Source organism: Actinomyces sp. ICM58 (assembly GCF_000283035.1).
Lineage (GTDB): Bacteria > Actinomycetota > Actinomycetes > Actinomycetales > Actinomycetaceae > Pauljensenia.
The window spans coordinates 23,428-39,778 of the sequence record NZ_ALIY01000218.1; the positions used below are offsets into that span (position 1 = coordinate 23,428).

Annotated in this window: 8 protein-coding genes; 4 read left to right on the top strand and 4 right to left on the bottom strand. The window is 65.5% G+C overall.

The genetic code is table 11. The features are described 5' to 3' along the window. Nucleotides 1-37 precede the first annotated feature (37 nt). From HMPREF1138_RS09765 to HMPREF1138_RS09775, 3 genes are read left to right on the top strand one after another with little or no spacing between them, the layout of a single operon-like run. The gene (locus tag HMPREF1138_RS09765; RefSeq protein ID WP_009059325.1) at nucleotides 38-997 is read left to right on the top strand and encodes an ABC transporter permease; all 960 of its coding nucleotides are present in this window, start codon (nucleotides 38-40) and stop codon (nucleotides 995-997) included. Then, nucleotides 994-1,893 (top strand): ABC transporter permease, encoded by a 900-nt coding sequence (locus tag HMPREF1138_RS09770; RefSeq protein ID WP_009059324.1) that lies wholly within the window; start codon nucleotides 994-996, stop codon nucleotides 1,891-1,893. Before HMPREF1138_RS09765 ends, HMPREF1138_RS09770 begins: the two co-directional genes overlap by 4 nt. A gap of 8 nt (nucleotides 1,894-1,901) precedes the next feature. Next, on the top strand, nucleotides 1,902-3,983 hold the full coding sequence (locus tag HMPREF1138_RS09775; protein WP_009059292.1) for an ABC transporter ATP-binding protein: 2,082 nt from the start codon (nucleotides 1,902-1,904) through the stop codon (nucleotides 3,981-3,983). Nucleotides 3,984-4,142: 159 nt separating this feature from the next. Here the strand turns inward: HMPREF1138_RS09775 and HMPREF1138_RS09780 are convergent, their stop codons facing one another. Next, the gene (locus HMPREF1138_RS09780; protein ID WP_003790058.1) at nucleotides 4,143-4,424 is read right to left on the bottom strand and encodes an HU family DNA-binding protein; all 282 of its coding nucleotides are present in this window, start codon (nucleotides 4,422-4,424) and stop codon (nucleotides 4,143-4,145) included. 686 nt (nucleotides 4,425-5,110) lie between these two features. Here HMPREF1138_RS09780 and HMPREF1138_RS09785 point away from each other — a divergent pair. Then, nucleotides 5,111-7,051 carry a solute carrier family 23 protein gene (locus tag HMPREF1138_RS09785; RefSeq protein WP_009059322.1) on the top strand — a complete coding sequence of 647 codons (1,941 nt, stop codon included), beginning with the start codon at nucleotides 5,111-5,113 and terminating at the stop codon, nucleotides 7,049-7,051. Between the two features lie 1,395 nt (nucleotides 7,052-8,446). Here HMPREF1138_RS09785 and HMPREF1138_RS09790 read toward each other — a convergent pair. The 3 genes from HMPREF1138_RS09790 to HMPREF1138_RS11635 all read right to left on the bottom strand — a co-directional run. Further along, on the bottom strand, nucleotides 8,447-12,418 hold the full coding sequence (locus tag HMPREF1138_RS09790; protein ID WP_009059286.1) for a S8 family serine peptidase: 3,972 nt from the start codon (nucleotides 12,416-12,418) through the stop codon (nucleotides 8,447-8,449). 420 nt (nucleotides 12,419-12,838) lie between these two features. Continuing rightward, nucleotides 12,839-16,000: a leucine-rich repeat protein gene (locus tag HMPREF1138_RS09795; RefSeq protein ID WP_009059284.1), complete on the bottom strand. Its 3,162-nt coding sequence runs from the start codon at nucleotides 15,998-16,000 to the stop codon at nucleotides 12,839-12,841. A 282-nt stretch (nucleotides 16,001-16,282) separates the two neighbouring features. Next, on the bottom strand, nucleotides 16,283-16,351 hold a 69-nt coding region (locus HMPREF1138_RS11635), incomplete at its 5' end, for a hypothetical protein (protein WP_155887170.1).

Consider the following 16,351-nt stretch of genomic DNA (forward strand, 5'->3'; position numbering starts at 1 on the left):
TCGCGCGGGCGCCTGCCCCCAACTTGTGGAGTTCGCAATGATTCAATTCATTCTCAAACGCCTCGGCCAGGCAGTCGTCGTCGTCTTCCTGGTCACCATCATCACCTTCATCCTGCTCCAGTCCCAGCCGGGCGGCGCCGCCCGAGCCGCACTGGGCAAGGACGCGACGAAAGAACAGCTCGCGGCCTTCGACCACGAAAATGGTTACGACAAGCCCATCCTCGAGCAATACAAAATCTACGTCACCAAAATTGCGCACGGCGATTTCGGCTACTCCTACCAGCACAACCAGTCCGTCAACGACCTGCTGGCCGCCCGCCTGCCGCGCACCATCTTCCTCTCCCTGCTCTCCACCATCCTGGCCCTCATCATCGCGGTTCCCCTGGGCGTGTGGCAGGCGGTGAAGAGAAACAAGGCCCCCGACTACATCGTGACGATTGCGTGTCTGCTGGCCTACTCGACGCCCATCTTCTTCGCGGGCCTCCTCCTGATCGTCCTCTTCTCCCAGGTGTGGCCCATCCTGCCCAACGACGCCCCACAGGGAGAGAGCCTGTCCGTCATGTGGGAGCAGTGGGATCACCTGATCCTGCCGGTGTGCGCCCTCTCTGTCGGCACAATCGCCGCCTACGCGCGCTACGTGCGCTCCTCGATGGTCGATAACCTCAACGAACAGTACGTGCGCACGGCGCGCGCCAAGGGCCTGTCGGAGTTCCGCGTCGTCTTCGTGCACACGCTGCGCAACGCCATGTTCCCCGTCATCACCATGATCGGCCTGTACATTCCCGCGATGTTCTGTGGCGCCCTGGTCATCGAGACGCTCTTCAACTTCAACGGCATGGGCTACCTGTACTACCAGGCCACCGGCAGGCGAGACTATCCGATCCTCCTGGGCGTGGCGCTCATCGTCTCCTTCGCGACCGTCATCGGCGCCCTCCTGGCTGACTTCCTGTACGCCATTGCCGATCCTCGAATCCGACTGGCAGGACGATCCAAATGAGCACAGCAACCGCCACCCCCACCGCGCCAGCGAAGGCGCGCACCGCCCGCAAGTCCACGAAGCTCCAGGGCCTGCAGGTCTTCATGGAGAACCGGCTCGCCGTCTTCGGCGTGTGCATGCTCCTGATTCTGCTGGCGTTCTCCTTCATCGGTCCACTCTTCTACGTGACCGACCAGGTTCACACCGACCTCATGAACTCGGCGCTGCCTCCCTCCTCCGAGCACCCGCTCGGCACGGACATGGTCGGCTACGACCAGCTCGGCCGCCTCATGAAGGGCGGACAGACCTCGATCATCGTCGGCCTCTTCGCCGGCATCATCGCGACCACGATCGGCACCCTGTACGGCGCGATCGCGGGCTTCGTCGGGGGCTGGATCGACGCGATCATGATGCGCATCGTTGACGCGCTCATGTCCGTGCCCGTCCTGTTCCTCTTCATGCTCATCGCGACGATGATCCCCCCGACGGTCCCCGTCCTGATCATCATCATGTCGGCTCTGTCCTGGCTGGGCACGTCCCGACTGATCCGAGGCGAGGCCCTGTCCCTGCGCACGCGCGAATACGTCGTCGCGATGCGAGGCATGGGCGGGTCGATGCCCCGGGCGATCCGCACGCACATCGTGCGCAACACGATCGGTACCGTCATCGTCAACGCGACCTTCCAGGTCGCCGACGCCGTCCTCTACGTCGCTTACCTGTCGTTCCTTGGCCTGGGCGCGCAGCCTCCCGCCACCGACTGGGGAGCCATGCTCTCCAACAGCCAGTCGCACGTGTATTCGGGCAACTGGTGGCTGCTCTACCCGCCGGGCGTCCTCATCATCATCCTGGTCTTGTCGTTCAACTTTATCGGCGACGGCCTGCGTGACGCCTTCGAAGTTCGACTGCGCAAGAGGTGAGAACTACTATGGATTACTCTCCGCTCCTGGACATCCAGGACCTCCACACGGACATTGAGATTCGCTCCGGCGTGGTCCACGCCCTCTCGGGTGTCGACCTGCACGTTAACCCCGGCGAGACGCTGGGCATCGTGGGCGAGTCCGGCTCCGGCAAGACGATGACCGCCCTGTCGCTCATGGGTCTGCTCCCCCAGGGAGGCCGCGTCTCCTCGGGTTCCATCTACCTCGATGGGCAGGACCTGACGAAGATGCCGCTGCACGCCAAGCGCAAGCTGCGCGGCACGAAGGTCGGCATGATCTTCCAGGATCCCCTGACCTCGCTGAATCCGACCATGAAGATCGGCCTGCAGGTCTGTGAGCCGCTGCGCGTGCACAAGAAGATGTCGAAGAAGGACGCGCTTGAGCGCGCCGTCGAGATCCTCAAGCGCGTGGGCATGCCGCGTCCCGAGATCGTCATCAACAACTACCCGCACCAGCTTTCGGGCGGCATGCGCCAGCGTGTCATGATCGCCATGGCCCTCGTGTGCGAGCCGCGTATCCTCATCGCCGATGAGCCCACGACGGCCCTGGACGTGACAACCCAGATGCAGATCCTCGACCTCATCGACGAGCTGCGCGACGAGTACCAGATGGGCGTCATCCTCATCACGCACGACCTGGGCGTGGTTGCCGGTCACACGGATCGCGTGGCCGTCATGTACGCCGGTCGCATCGTGGAGACGGCACCCACCAAGACGCTCTTCACCGAGCCGAAGCACCGCTACACGAGCTCGCTCATGGCGGCACTGCCCGAGCGGGCGCTCGCCGCAGGCACGAAGCTGTTCTCGATCCCGGGTGCTCCCCCCTCGCTGACGAATCTGCCGGTGGGTTGTCGTTTCGCCTCCCGCTGCCTGTGGGCCGGAGCCGAGTGCGTGGAGCGCTATCCGGATCTGTCGGGCGAGGGCTTCCACACCTACTCGTGCTTCCACCCCGTCCAGGAGGGCGACGAGTCCCCCGCGGAGCTTCAGGCGAAGCTCGAGGGCTCCGCTCCGATCGACGAGGCAGTGGCCGAGCCGGGTGCAAGGGTCGTCTATGGGGAGGTTGAGGACACTGACGAGGTTCTCCTGGACGTCAAGGAGGCCTCCCGCGAGTACGCGTCCTCCGGATCGGGCTTCTTGAAGCGCGACAAGGGGGTCGTCTCCGCCGTCGACCGTGTCTCGATCACCCTGAAGAAGGGCGAAACCTACGGCCTCGTGGGCGAGTCAGGCTGCGGCAAGTCGACGATGGGGCGCCTGATCGCGGGCTTGGAGCCACCCTCGGGCGGCGCTATCGAGCTCGGTGGGCGCGACCTGGCGACTCTCAAGGGCCGCGACGCGGTGCGAATCCACCGCGACGTGCAGATGATGTTCCAGGACTCCTACGCGGCGATGGATCCGCGCATGCGTATCGACCAGATTCTGGCCGAGCCCATGAGCATCCAGAAGACCGGCAACAAGCGTCAGATGGCCGAGCGCATCATGGAGATCATCGAACAGGTTGGCCTGACCGAAGAGATCCTGGACCGCTACCCGCATGAGTTTTCGGGCGGCCAGCTCCAGCGCATCGGCTTCGCCCGCTCGCTGACCCTGGCCCCCGATCTGATCGTGGCGGACGAGCCCGTCTCCGCGCTGGACGTGTCGGTGCAGGCTCAGGTGCTCAACCTTATGAAGGACCTGCAGGCCGAGCTGGGCCTGTCCTACCTGTTCATCAGCCACGACCTGGCGGTCGTCCAGTACATGGCGGACCGCATCGGCGTCATGTACCTGGGCCGCATCGTCGAGGAGGGACCGGCGAAGGAGGTGGTCGAGAACCCGAAGCATCCCTACACGAAGGCGCTCATCGACTCGATCCCCGTGCCCGACCCTGAGTTCTCCCACGACGACCAGGCGATCAAGCTGACGGGCGAGCCCCCGAGCGCGGTCAACCCGCCCAAGGGCTGCCGCTTCCGGCCACGCTGCCCCTTCGCCGGCGAGGAATGCAAGATGCAGCCGCTCCTCACGGAAGAGACGCACCGCGTGGCCTGCCACCACCCCCTCCTGCAGATGAGCACGACGCAAGAGGTGGACGCGTAAGCGCGGAGACGTTCACGGCGTGCTCCACAGAAGCGTCCCCGGCCCGAATCAATCGGGTCGGGGACGCTTTCTGCGCTCTCCCACTGAGGCGACGCGGGTATGGGTGTGGGGTGCGGCCGTCAGGTCGCACCCCACACCCAGGTTGCTGTCGTCAGTGCGTCACTTGGAGACGGCCTTCTTCAGCGTGGAGCCAGCGGAGAGCTTGACGCCGTAGCCGGCGGGAATCTTGATCTCTTCGCCGGTGCGGGGGTTACGGCCGGTGCGCGCGGCGCGCTCGACGCGCTCGACGGAGAGGAGGCCGGTCACCTTGACGGCCTCGCCCTTGGCCAGGGACTCAACGAGGACGGCCTGGAAAGCGGCCAGGGCCTCGTCAGCCTTCGCCTTGGTCAGGTCGGCACGCTCGGCAATCTGAGCAACAAGCTCGGTACGGTTCACGGACATTGAGAAACCTCATTCCTGTTCGTTCTTGGTTACCACTGTCGTGGCCACGAATGACACACTACGAAATCTCTGGCGTTTTCGCCGGGTTTAGGGCGATATTTCGCGGAATTCACGAAAATTGCTCGCATTTCAACCCAAAAACGTCCAATAATGTAACAGCGGTCACATAAACTTGCCATCTGTTCAGCACGACGAGAGCCGCAAACACGCGATCACCGGCGTATTTCTCGGTAACGGATGCCCTCCTCGGATCCGCCCACGCACCGAGTCCGCACGGGCTAACAAACCGATTCCTCGCCACCCACCGCCCAGGCCTACACGACACCCCAAGCCCCGGCCTCGTCCCCTCGGTACCCCGTCCGCCAACCGAGTGCAGCGCTTGCGCAAGGAGCCCCCGGTCTCGTCCCCTCCGCGCACCCGTTGTGATGCCGCGCGTTCACCCCGCGAGACGGGAGCGCACCCCACTGCCGACCCTCTCCCCCGCCCTGCCGCATCCTCGCAGGTCAGACAATCCGCGAGATTACGCCGCCTGCGCACATGACGTCCACCCCCTTACCCACTCCCCCAGCGTGCCCACGCGCAATAGCGCACGCCACACTTTTTAAATAACTCGTAAAATCATCACTCCGATCACAGAGAATAGAGGGGTCCCTAACACCACTTGGATAAAGGTCCAGGAGACCCTGATGGCATCAAGCCCCTCGTCCGCTCCCCACCCCGTCGATCAAGTCCCTCCCTTTGGAAAACTCACCATCCTCGGCATTCAGCACGTCCTCGCGTTCTACGCGGGCGCCGTGGTCGTCCCGCTCGTCATCGCCTCTGGCCTCGGGCTCGACCATGAAACACTCGTTCACCTCATCAACGCCGATCTGCTCACCTGCGGTATCGCCACCATCATCCAGTCGGCCGGCATCGGCCGCTTCATCGGCGTGAAGCTCCCGCTCATCCAGGGCGTGACCTTCACCGCCGTCTCCCCCCTCATCGCAATTGGCGCGGCGGCCACACCCCCCGGCGCCGACCCGCGGACCGGCCTGGCCACCATGTACGGCTCCATCATCGCCGTCGGCCTCATCGTCTTCCTGGTCGCCCCCTTCTTCGCCAAGCTCCTGCGCTTCTTCCCGCCCATCGTCACGGGCACCCTGCTGACGGTCATGGGCACGACCCTGATCTCCGTGTCCGCCGGCGACATCGTCGCCTGGGCCGATAAGGCCGCCGACGACGCCGCCAAGACAACCGCAACCTACGAGGCTCTCGGCCTCGCATTCGGCACCATCGCCATCATCATCATCATTCAGCGCCTCTTCAAGGGCTTCATGGGCACCCTGTCCGTCCTCCTCGGCCTACTGATCATGACGGCCGTCGCCTTCGCGGTGGGCAAGACCGACTTCTCTGGCGTCGGCGAGGCCAGCTGGGTGGCCATCACGACGCCCTTCTACTTCGGCATCCCGAAGTTCTCGCTGACAGCAATCATCGCGATGATCATCGTCATGGCGGTCACCGCCGTGGAGACCACGGGCGACGTCTTCGCCACCGGCGAGGTCGTCGGCAAGCGCATCGCCCCGCGCGACATCGCCAACGCCCTGCGCGCCGACGGCCTCTCGACCCTGCTGGGCGGCGTCCTCAACTCCTTCCCCTACACCTGCTTCGCGCAGAACGTGGGCCTGGTGCGCCTGACCCGCGTGAAGTCCCGCTGGGTCGTCACGACAGCTGGCGTCTTCATGATCGTCCTCGGCCTGCTGCCCAAGGCGGCGGCCATCGTCGCGGCCATCCCCCAGCCCGTCATCGGCGGCGCCTCGCTGGCGATGTTCGCCAACGTTGCCGTCGTGGGCATCCAGACCCTGTCGAAGGTGGACCTGCGCGACAACCGCAACGCCGTCATCGTCTCCACGTCGATTGGCCTGGCTCTCCTCGTGACCCTCAAGCCGGGCATCGTGTCGGTCATGCCGTCCTGGCTGCAGATCATCTTCGGCTCCGGCGTGACGATCGGCTCGCTGACGGCCATCATCCTGAACCTCTTATTCTTCCACATCGGACGCCCCGCCTCGCCGGACGTGGCCGTGGTGGACGGCAAGAAGATCAACCTGGACGACGTCAACGAGATGGATCGGCAGGCTTTCGTGTCGGCTTTCTCCAAGATGTTCACGACGAAGACGTGGCCGGCCGAGCGGGCATGGGAAGCGCGTCCCTTCGCGTCCGTGTCCGAGCTTCGTTCCTCCTTCGAGGACGCGGTCCTGTCGGCGACGCCGCAGGAGGCGGAGGAGCTCATCGCCTCGTATGCCGACATTGTTTCCCTGGTCCTGGACGGGCAGGGCGACGAGCAGTCGCTGGCGGACACCTCGAATCTGTCGATCGGCGAGCTGACCGACAAGGAGGCCGAGGAACTGCGCGCCCTGGCCACCGCCTATCGCACGAAGTTCGGCCGCCCGCTGGTCATCTGCGTGGACAATGTGGTGGATCGCAAGCACCTGCTCGAGTCCGGCTGGCGCCGCGTCGAACACTCCCCCGCCCGCGAGGCCCGCTTCGCGCTCGGTGAGGTCATCGACATCGCCGACCTGCGTTTCGATCAGCTGGTCGCAGACGCCAACCCCATGCGCGCCGCCTGGGACGCGGGGGTCGAGCGCTTCTAAGCTCGCTCGCCCTTTCACCGACGAGGCCGGGGCGCGTTGGGTTCTCTCGTGGAGCCCGGCGCGCCCCGGCTTTTTCACCTGCCACAGCGCACTCCGGCATTTCTCACCTCGACGATCCGCACTGTAGACACCACGACACCCCGACCAGCGATGTTGGCGCCAGTTAACGGAGCGGCGCATGAGTGTCGGCTATGCCGCAGCAAAGCCCTCAGCACAAGCAGGCCTCACTACACAAAGTCGCATGCAATTCCACAACACAAGTGACGTGGCGATACGTACTGAGACAGACGAACAAGATTGTTGACGGGAATTGCATGCGGAATTGCTCGAGGAGAGCCGAGATGGGGACATTGCACCACGCAGGGCGGCGACACGCCGACGACACACCGTCAGAGGGCTTCGCATGGCGCACAACCCCCTCAGTACCACCACCTCAGAGACCACCGAAGGCGCCGGGGACCAACGAACTGGATAGGAAACGACGATGCGGATAGGTTATCGGCTTCTGGATAGGAAAATAACCTATCCAGATGTTCCGTTCCTATCCAGATGTTCCGTTCCTATCCAGATGTTCCGTTCCTATCCAGAAGACAACGTCTTATCCAGAACACGCGAGGCCTAGCAGGCGAACGCAAAGATCGCACCTGCCGGGCATGGCTCCACAGAATTGCACGTAATTCGACTGTGGAACATTCAACAACACCTAGAAACGTTGCAATTCCAACGATCACAATTCAATCTTTGAAGCAGTCGTGGGGGAATTACGTGCGAAATTGGTGGGCGCTGGGAAACACATCCGAAACAGCGGCGGTCCTACAGCGCAGACTCCTCACCACACTCAGTACCACAGGCCCCACCACACGAAACTCCGCCACACGCACTCCGCCGTAGAAAATCCACAGCGCAGGCGCCGCTGCACAAACTCAGCAGCGCAGAGTGCTCACCGCACTCCGCCGCACAAACTGAGCAGCGCAGACCCGGAGGCCAGCACGCCAACGACATGTAGCACTCGCACACGATTGCACCACTGATCGTCCTGGATGCAGATATGCCGAGGGGCCGACCTGGCGGTCGACCCCTCGGCATATCCCATCAACACAGTGCGAGTTCTCCCAGATGACTCCTCATGAATTGTCTCGTCGGCGCTACCGGGCCAGTGTGGCCCGTGCCGTCTTCCCTTGTACGACCCCTACTGTAAGGAGCCAACCTTGTGGGAGCCCACAGGTAACCTGGGAATTCTCTGGGACTTTACATCCGGGCGTTGACGCGCCACGATCATAGCCTCGAGCTCCTCCTTAGCACGGGCCCGCCCCCCGGACGCATGTCCGGGGGGCGGGTTCTAGAGGGGGCGGCACGGCCATCAACGCAGTGGGCACCGGGCCCGCGCACGGGCCGTCAGCTGAGCCACTGACCCGAATCGGCGAATCGGTACCAGGTCCAGCCGATCCAGTGCCCGCCGGTGTACATCACGCCGGAGTCGGTGCTCAGGTAGTACCAGGAGCCACCATCCTTCAGCCAGCCGGTCGCCATGGCACCACTGCCGGGGGTCAGGTAGTACCAGGAATCGCCAACCTGTAGCCAGCCCTTCATCATCGCGCCGGAGTCGGTGCTCAGGTAGTACCAGGAGCCACCGTCCTTGACCCAACCCGTGGTCAACGCGCCACTGGGAGCCATGTAGTACCAGGCGGAGCCGTCCTTCACCCAGCCGGTAGCCATCGCACCGCTTCCCGGCGTCAGGTAGTACCAGGTCGGACCATCGAGGATCCATCCCGTCACCATCTGTCCGGTCGCCGGGTCCAGGTAGTACCAGGATGAACCATCCTTTACCCAACCACTCGCCTGAGCGCCCGAAGCGTCGTAGTAGTACCACGCGCCGTCCTCGTTCACCCAGCCGGTACGCATGTAGCCATCCGCGCCAAAGCGGTACGTGGAGTTGCCGATCTGCACCGTCTGGCTCACCGGGTAGGTGCCATCCACATAGCGGTACCACCAGCCGACAGAGTCGCTCACCCACTGGCCACCCTGCGGGGTGGGAGCAGGCTCGGGAGCAGGCGTCGGATCGCCCTGGAGGCGTACCTCCTGCACGGCACGGTTGGTGCCCCAGTCCCAGGCGAACAGGTACGGGGCCGCCGGGGCCTCGTCCGTGCGTCCCTCCTGCGCCCACGCGGCCGTGAGCTCTGAGACAGGGATGTCGAAGTGGTAGCGGTGCGTGCCGTCGGCCTGAATCTGTCCATCGTCCTCGACGAGCTTGCGGAAATAGTAGACCGAGTCGGGGCTCTCGGAGAAGTCGATGGCGGCCACGGGCGAGGCGTCGGTGACATCGAAGGACACCGTGCGGGCGTCGCCCTCGCCGCTCACGTTTAGGTTGGAGATGACGGGGGCCTGCGTGTCCAGCGTGAACTCGTAGCTCATCTGGTGCTTGCGCGAGGACGGACCGTCCGTCGCGGCCTCGATCGTCAGTGTGTAGCGGCCGTCGGGCAGGGCGTTGCCGGACTGGTCGTAGCCGTCGAAGACGGGATCCTCACCGGAGAACTCACCCGGCTTCGTCCAGCCGGACTCGAGGTCGTACAGGGACTTGCGCACGCGGTTGATCGTGTAGGAGCGCACAGACTGCCCCGCAGAGTTGCGGTAGGTCAGCGTCATTGAGGGGACTGAGCGCAGCATACCGGTCATCGGAAGGACCGTGTTGGGGGCTTGCGCCCACGGGGCGCGCGACATAATGAGACGCTGCGTGTTGATCGTGGTGACCGCCGTCAGGTCCTGTTGTTCCGACATCGGGTTCAGCGACCCCAACGGGATGGACGAGTGGGCGTTGACCAGCGCGGAACGGTAGACGTGCACGGGCGTCGTCTCGTTGTCCGACCACTTGCCGTCGAAGACGCTGGGGGCGCCCCAGGAGCCGTAGAAGCCCAGGTAGGGCACGGTCAGGCTCGGTGTCTCGTCACCGCTCGTGAAGGTGACGGCTCCGTCGATGAAGGTTCCCTGGGGGGTGTTCTGCGCGGCGAAGGCCGCGAACTCGGCCTCTGGGGTCACCGTGACGCTCACGGTCGCGGTCGATGCAGCGGGGACCGTGACCTGCTGGGTGCCCCCGGCCTCGGCGAGGCTATCCCCGGTGAAGGTCAGGGAGATACCCTGCCCCGCCCAGTTCTGCGAGTGCTCGGCGAAGAGCCCCTCCTCGACCATCTCGGACAGGGCCTGGCCGCCGAGCGTGTAGGTGTGGGCGGCGTCGGAGAGGTTGGTCAGGCGCACCTGGAAGGTCCAGCCCGTCGTTCCGTCGCCGAGGTCGGCCTTGGGTCGGGAGGGATCGGCGGCGCCCACGACGCTCGGGTAGACGGCCGCGGTGGTGGCCGCGAGCGCGTCGACGGCGCCCGCGCCGACCTTGCGCGGCGAGTAGTAGGTGCCGTCCCCCGCCTCGACGTCGATAAGCGGGTGGGCGGTTCCCATGAGGAGGTTGGTGACGAGCGCGTTCTTGTCCGTCGCGCTCACGGCGGAGAAGGCGGGGTCGGCCGCGAGACGCTGGCGCACGAGGGCGCTGATGCCGGCGACCTGCGGGGAGGCCATCGACGTGCCCGACAGGCGCTGGTATTGGTTGCCGAGGTAGGCGGACATGATGTCGCCGCCGGGGGCCGCGATTTCGGGCTTGAGCCTCAGGTCGGGGGTCACGCCCCACGCGGAGAACTCCGAGGCCGTCGGGTTGTTCGAGGCCAGCACGATGCCGGAGTGCGTGACGCTCAGGTACACGTCCGCACCGCCCGCGGCGGACAGGGCCTGGCGGATCGCCTCGCCGTCCTTCTTGGTGATGGTGACCGTCGGCATCGTGGTGGTGGCGCCCAGGATCGACTGGTAGGGCGTGTCGGACTCGTCGGTGTCGGCGATCATGAGGGCCGCGGGCGTTGACGGGAATCCCGTCAGGTACGAGGCCTTGAGCTCGTCGGTCATCGCCGTGCCGGTCCGGGTGTCGGTGCCTCCCTTGTCTTCGAGGACGATCGCGTCGGCAAGACTCAGCCGGTTGGTGCCCGCGTACTTGTCGAGCTCGTCGCCCCCGCCGGCGCCCGCGTCGACGACGCGGTAGCTCTTCTCGGGAATGTCACGCAGGCCTGGCACGGCCTGGCCCTGACCGTCCAGGGCGGTGCGGTAGGCGATTGTCCGGTCGTTCAGGCTCACGTAGGAGAGTGCTTCCTGGTTGTCGACCGAGGCGACGGCCAGGGTGGACTGGTAGGAGGCGGGCTCGCCGAGCGTGCCCGTGTCGGGGTCGGTCGCGAAAGGCTTGTTCTGGCCGCTGTTGTTGCCGTATGCGTTGGAGAAGGCGTTACCGGCCGCGGCGTTGACGGTGATGCCCGCGTCGGTGAGCTTTTCGTACACTCCGGCGAAGATGCTACCGGCGTCACTGCTCATGCCCGCGTCGTCTCCGAGTGAAATATTGATGACGTCGGGTTTGATGACGAGGGCGTCGTCGAGGGCCGCCAGCAGCGCGCTGTCGTCCATGACGCCGTCCGCGTCGTGGACGACCTTGGCGACGATAATCTGCGCGTTGGGGGCGGTTCCTCGGACCTCTCCTCCGTTGGCGGCCGCGATCGCGGCGACGTGCGTGCCGTGCGACATGTCTTTGGTGGAGGTCGGCACGACGTTCGCGTCGTTGTCGGCGTAGTCGTAGGCGAAGGGGATCTTGCTGTTGAGGTACGTACCGGCACCGCCGTGCGGGAGTATGCCCGTAAGGGCCTGGGCATCGGCCTGGCTCATGCGCACGGCGACACCGTCCATCGAGCCGGAGAAAGCGTCGTGGTCCGTCTGCAGGCCCGAGTCGATGATCTCAATGACCTGGCCGTCGCCCTTCTGGGTGGCCTGGTTCGCGCGTGTCATCGCCAGGGACGAGGCATTAGCAAGGACGGGTGCGCCGCTTCCCTCGGCGGTGCTGCCCATCGGCTTGTGGGTGCCCTCGATGAACGCCGCCTTGACGCCCTCGACCTGTTGAATCGTGGAGAGGGCCGATGCGGGGGCCTCGATGGCGAAGCCGTCGAGCGCGTGGGTATAGTCGCGCACGGTGGTGACCTTCGCGCCGGGGACAACCCCCTCAACGGCGGCGGCGATGCGCGCCCTCATCTCGTCGTGTGTGTTCTGCGTGGACAGGCCGAAGGCGCGCCTAGACCTGGGGATTGCGACGGTGCCGTCCTCGAGCTGAACGATGATCGTTGTCGGGGTGTCGCTGGACGAGGCCGGGCGCGCGGGGGTGGCCGGAGCCGGCTGGGTGGCGCCGGGTACTGGCCCCACTCCCCCGCCGGTCGCGAGTGCGGCCGGGGCGGCAAGGGTGGTCGCGGCGAGGGAGAGCGCGAGGGAGAGCGCGAGCGCCGACGGTGGTCGATGGGTCATCTGAGTCTCACTTCGTTGACGACTGTGGGATACAAGCCAGGCGCTGGAGGCGCCACCACAATTATGAGTACCTTCTCCCACTTGTGCAGTATGCCTGTCGAAAAATCAACGGTTGACGGGCCGCCGCCCGATTCATGCCTGACGCTGATTCCGGTGCTGACCGCTCGGAGTCGACGGAGTCGACCGGGGCGCCCCGACGCAGAGACGCCGAGGGGCCGACCTGGCGGTCGGCCCCTCGGCGTATCCCATCAACACAGTGCAAGTACTCCCAGATGACTCCTCAGTAGTGTCTCGTCGGCAGGTCCCGGGCCCGCGTGGCCCGTGCCGTATTCCCTTGTGATGACACCTACCGTAGGGGGCGTTCCTTGGGGGTTCACTGAAAGGACCTGTGAAAACGCTGGGATTTCGCGGCCCGGGTGGCTAGCGGATCCACTGGCCGTTGTCGGCGAAGGTGTACCAGCGCCAGCCGATCCACACGCGACCGGTGACCATGGCTCCACTGCCGGGCCTCAGGTAGTACCAGGAATCGCCGTCCTTGAGCCAGCCGGTGACCATGGCGCCGGAGGCAGGGTTCAGGTAGTACCAGGAATCGCCGTCCTTGAGCCAGCCGGTTGCCATGGCTCCCGTGCCTGGGGTCAGGTAGTACCAGGAGACTCCGTCGAGCAACCAGCCGCTGGCCTGCGCGCCGGAGGCGGCGTGGTAGTACCAGGTGCCGTCTTCGCGCACCCAGCCGGTGCGCATGTAGCCGGCGGCGTCGAAGCGGTAGACCTGGCCGTCGATCACGAGGGTCTCGTTGGCCGGGTAGGTGCCGTCAGCGTAGCGGTACCACCAGCCGTGAGCGCCCCACTGCCACGTTCCGGCTGTGGGCTGGGGCGCGGGAGCGGCGGTGACGCTCAGGCTCGTCGAGCGCACGACGCGCGTGATGTCGCGGGTCTCGACGCGCAGGTGTGCGCCGGAGGCATTGGGGGTCCACGAGACGCTCAGGCTCGAGGCTTCCCCTTCCTGCTCCATCGCGCTCCAGTCTTGGATGAGGGTCTCGGTGCCGTCCGCGTCGACCTGGGTGACGCGCAGTTCGCGCCCGTCGGGCACGGCACCGCTCACGGTGGCGGTCAGGGTGAGGGCTGTGCCCGGGGTACCGGTCCACGCGTAGCCCTCATCGGCCTGGTCAATGCCGGAGCCCGACAGCGTGATCGTGGCGGGCACGTAGGCGTGCAGGTGCGACTGGTCGATGCCCTCCTTCTCCAGTTCGGCCTTGGCGACGTTCCAGGCGGACGATCCCTCGGCGGCGGCGACGTAGACCTGGGTGTCGGACTTGAAGCCCTTGGCGGAGAAGGGGTCGAGCTCGAACTGGGTGAGGGTCGAGGGCAGGACCACGACCTTCGGCCCCTTGGAGCGAATGGCGACGGTCGTCATGCCTTCGCCGAAGAAGGCACTCTCGGGGCGCCCGTTCGAGGCCTCCCCGTCGGTGTAGTACTCGCCGTTGACGCCGCCGCGCACGATGAGGTGGGGGGCCATGCGGTACTCGCGTGCGGTCATCGAGATTTCGCGCATCTGGCTGCCGAATTCGACGGTGTCAAGACCGGTGTTGACCACGCCCCTGGCGGTTTCCACTGACTCGGGGATGGCCATGTCGGTCAGGCTTGTGCAGCCGTAGAACGCACCGTAGTCGATGGTCGTGAGCCCTTCGGGCAGGACGACGCGGGTGAGGGAGGAGGCGCCGTCGAAGGCCCACGTGCCGATCCAGGTCGTGCCGGCGGCAACCTCGAACTCGCTCCCGGGCTTGGCGGGCGGGTAACGCACCAGTCGGGGGCCGGCCGGGGCGTGCTCGTAGAGGACTCCGTCCGTCACGTAGTACGAGGCGTTGGCGGGGCTCACGCTCAGGGTAGCGAGGGAGGGGGTTCCGCCCAGGGCCGTGGCTCCGATGGAGGTAACGCCCGCGCTCAGGTGCAGCGAGGTGAGCGACTTGTTGTTGGCGAAGGCGTTGTCCGCGATGGTCGTGACCGTGTCGGGCAGGATGGCGGAGGTCAGGCTCGTCCAGTCGAAGGCGTCCTCACCGATCGTCGTGAGCGCGGCGAGGTCGGGGCGGAAGTTCACGTCGGCCAGCGAGCTCGAGCCGATGAACGCGCCGTCGGGTAGGGCGGTGATGCCGCCCAGGTCGACACTGGTCAGGTTGGTGGTGTAGGCGAAGGCCCAGGTGCCCGCGCTGCGAAGCCCGTCGGGCAGGGTGAGCTGGGTGAGGTCGGAGTGCGCGAATGCCTGCGCGCCGATCGTGCGCAGCGTGGAGGGCATCGTGACGGTGGAGACCTGCGCGTTCTCGAACGCGTTGTCGTCGATGGCGCTGGTTCCCTCCGGGATCCGGTAGTTTCCTGCGGCGTTCTTCGCCGAGGGGTAGGCGATGAGGTGTGAGTGGTCCTTCGTGTACAGGACCCCCTCGTCGCTGGTGTAGTTCGCGTTGGCGGGGTCCACCTCAATGTTCGTCAGCTTCGGCGTGTAGCGGAAGTCTCCCACGAGTTGGTCGGGGCCGAGGTTGGGTCCCAGGCGCACGGTCGTCAGGTTCCCCATGTTTTCGAAGGACTGAAGGACGGTCTCGACGGATCGGGGAAGAGTCAGCGTCTCGATGGCGGTCATCGAGAAGGCCTCGCCGTAGATGGCGGTGAGCTGAGAGGGATGTTCGTCGTCGTCCTGGAAGGTGATCTCCTTCAGGCCCGTTCCGTAGAACGCGCGGTCGTCGATGGTGCGCACGGAGGCGGGCACCCAGACCGAGTCGAGGGCGATTGAGGAGAAGCTGGAGCCGATGCCCGTGACGCCTTCGGGGATCCGGATGTTCGGATCTGTGCCCCTGTACTCCACGAGGACGCCATCGTCGTTCGTGACGAAGTCGCCTCGCGGGTCGGGTTGGACGCTCACGGGGACGCTAACCGTCTTGGCCGTCCCCGCCGCGTTGGTGACGGTCGCGGTGAGCGTGCCGGTTCCGGCCTGCTGCGAGGCCCAGAACTCTGCGGCGGATGCATCGTCACGGGCATTGATACTCCCCAGCGAGGAGGGAGTCACGTTCCACGTGACGGTACTGCCCTGGAGCGAGGGTGAGAGGAGGGCGTTGAGGAAGACGCTGTGGTTGACGACGGCGGAGACATCGGAGGTGGACAGCTCGATGCCGGCCTCCTCGGAAACCTCACGGACCTGGACCGTTGAGGTGGAGGTGAGTGATGCGTCGTTCTTGTCGGTGACGGTGATCGTCGCCTCGCCGAGGCCCACCGCGCTGACGCGGCCCTTCTGGTCCACGGTGAGGACCGAGCCGTTAGAGGATGCCCATTCCACGTCGCCGGGGTAGACGGGCCCAGAGTCGTATGCGGCGTCGAAGGTGAGGGACTGACCGAGGGAGAGTGCGGTCGAGGTCGGCGAGATGTCGAGCCTCGTCGTCGGGACATCGATGGTGGGGGCAAGCACCGTCGAGGGCTGGAGGGCCCCGGTCGTGGCCGCCGCGCCCGAGCCTGCCGCGGTGGCGGCTGGGATGCAGACCGTGGTTAGGGCCAGGACGCCGGCCGCTATCAGCGTCAGCGCCGGGAATCGTCGATGGGACATCTGTGCCTCACTTGATCGAAAACTAGTGGTGGGGAACGCTCACGCCTCAGTGGCGTTCCTCTCTCAAGACTAGTCCTCTTCCTCTGGCGCTCGATAGCTTTCTCGGCAATTTTCTCGGCATATGTCCAACCTGTGACGAGCCCGAAATACGAACATTTCGCCCGGCCGATCAGAATATGAGCGGCTGATTGGAAGGGGCGTCAGCACCCCGTCCTGGGCGGGTGTATGCGGTGCGGGGGTGCCCCCTCGGTCACCCCCGCACCCATTCACGGCGTTGCAATGCTATCCGAGCCAGCGACCCGTGTCGGCAAAGCGGTACCAGGTCCCATCCACGCGCTGCCATCCCGTGGC

What these genes read in the sequence shown, in the direction of transcription:
- HMPREF1138_RS09775 (WP_009059292.1), top strand. Translation starts at nt 1,902, where the DNA reads ATGGATTACTCTCCGCTCCTGGACATCCAGGACCTCCACACGGACATT.
- HMPREF1138_RS09770 (WP_009059324.1), top strand. Translation starts at nt 994, where the DNA reads ATGAGCACAGCAACCGCCACCCCCACCGCGCCAGCGAAGGCGCGCACC.
- HMPREF1138_RS09790 (WP_009059286.1), bottom strand. Translation starts at nt 12,418, where the DNA reads ATGACCCATCGACCACCGTCGGCGCTCGCGCTCTCCCTCGCGCTCTCC.
- HMPREF1138_RS09785 (WP_009059322.1), top strand. Translation starts at nt 5,111, where the DNA reads ATGGCATCAAGCCCCTCGTCCGCTCCCCACCCCGTCGATCAAGTCCCT.
- HMPREF1138_RS09780 (WP_003790058.1), bottom strand. Translation starts at nt 4,424, where the DNA reads ATGTCCGTGAACCGTACCGAGCTTGTTGCTCAGATTGCCGAGCGTGCC.
- HMPREF1138_RS09765 (WP_009059325.1), top strand. Translation starts at nt 38, where the DNA reads ATGATTCAATTCATTCTCAAACGCCTCGGCCAGGCAGTCGTCGTCGTC.
- HMPREF1138_RS09795 (WP_009059284.1), bottom strand. Translation starts at nt 16,000, where the DNA reads ATGTCCCATCGACGATTCCCGGCGCTGACGCTGATAGCGGCCGGCGTC.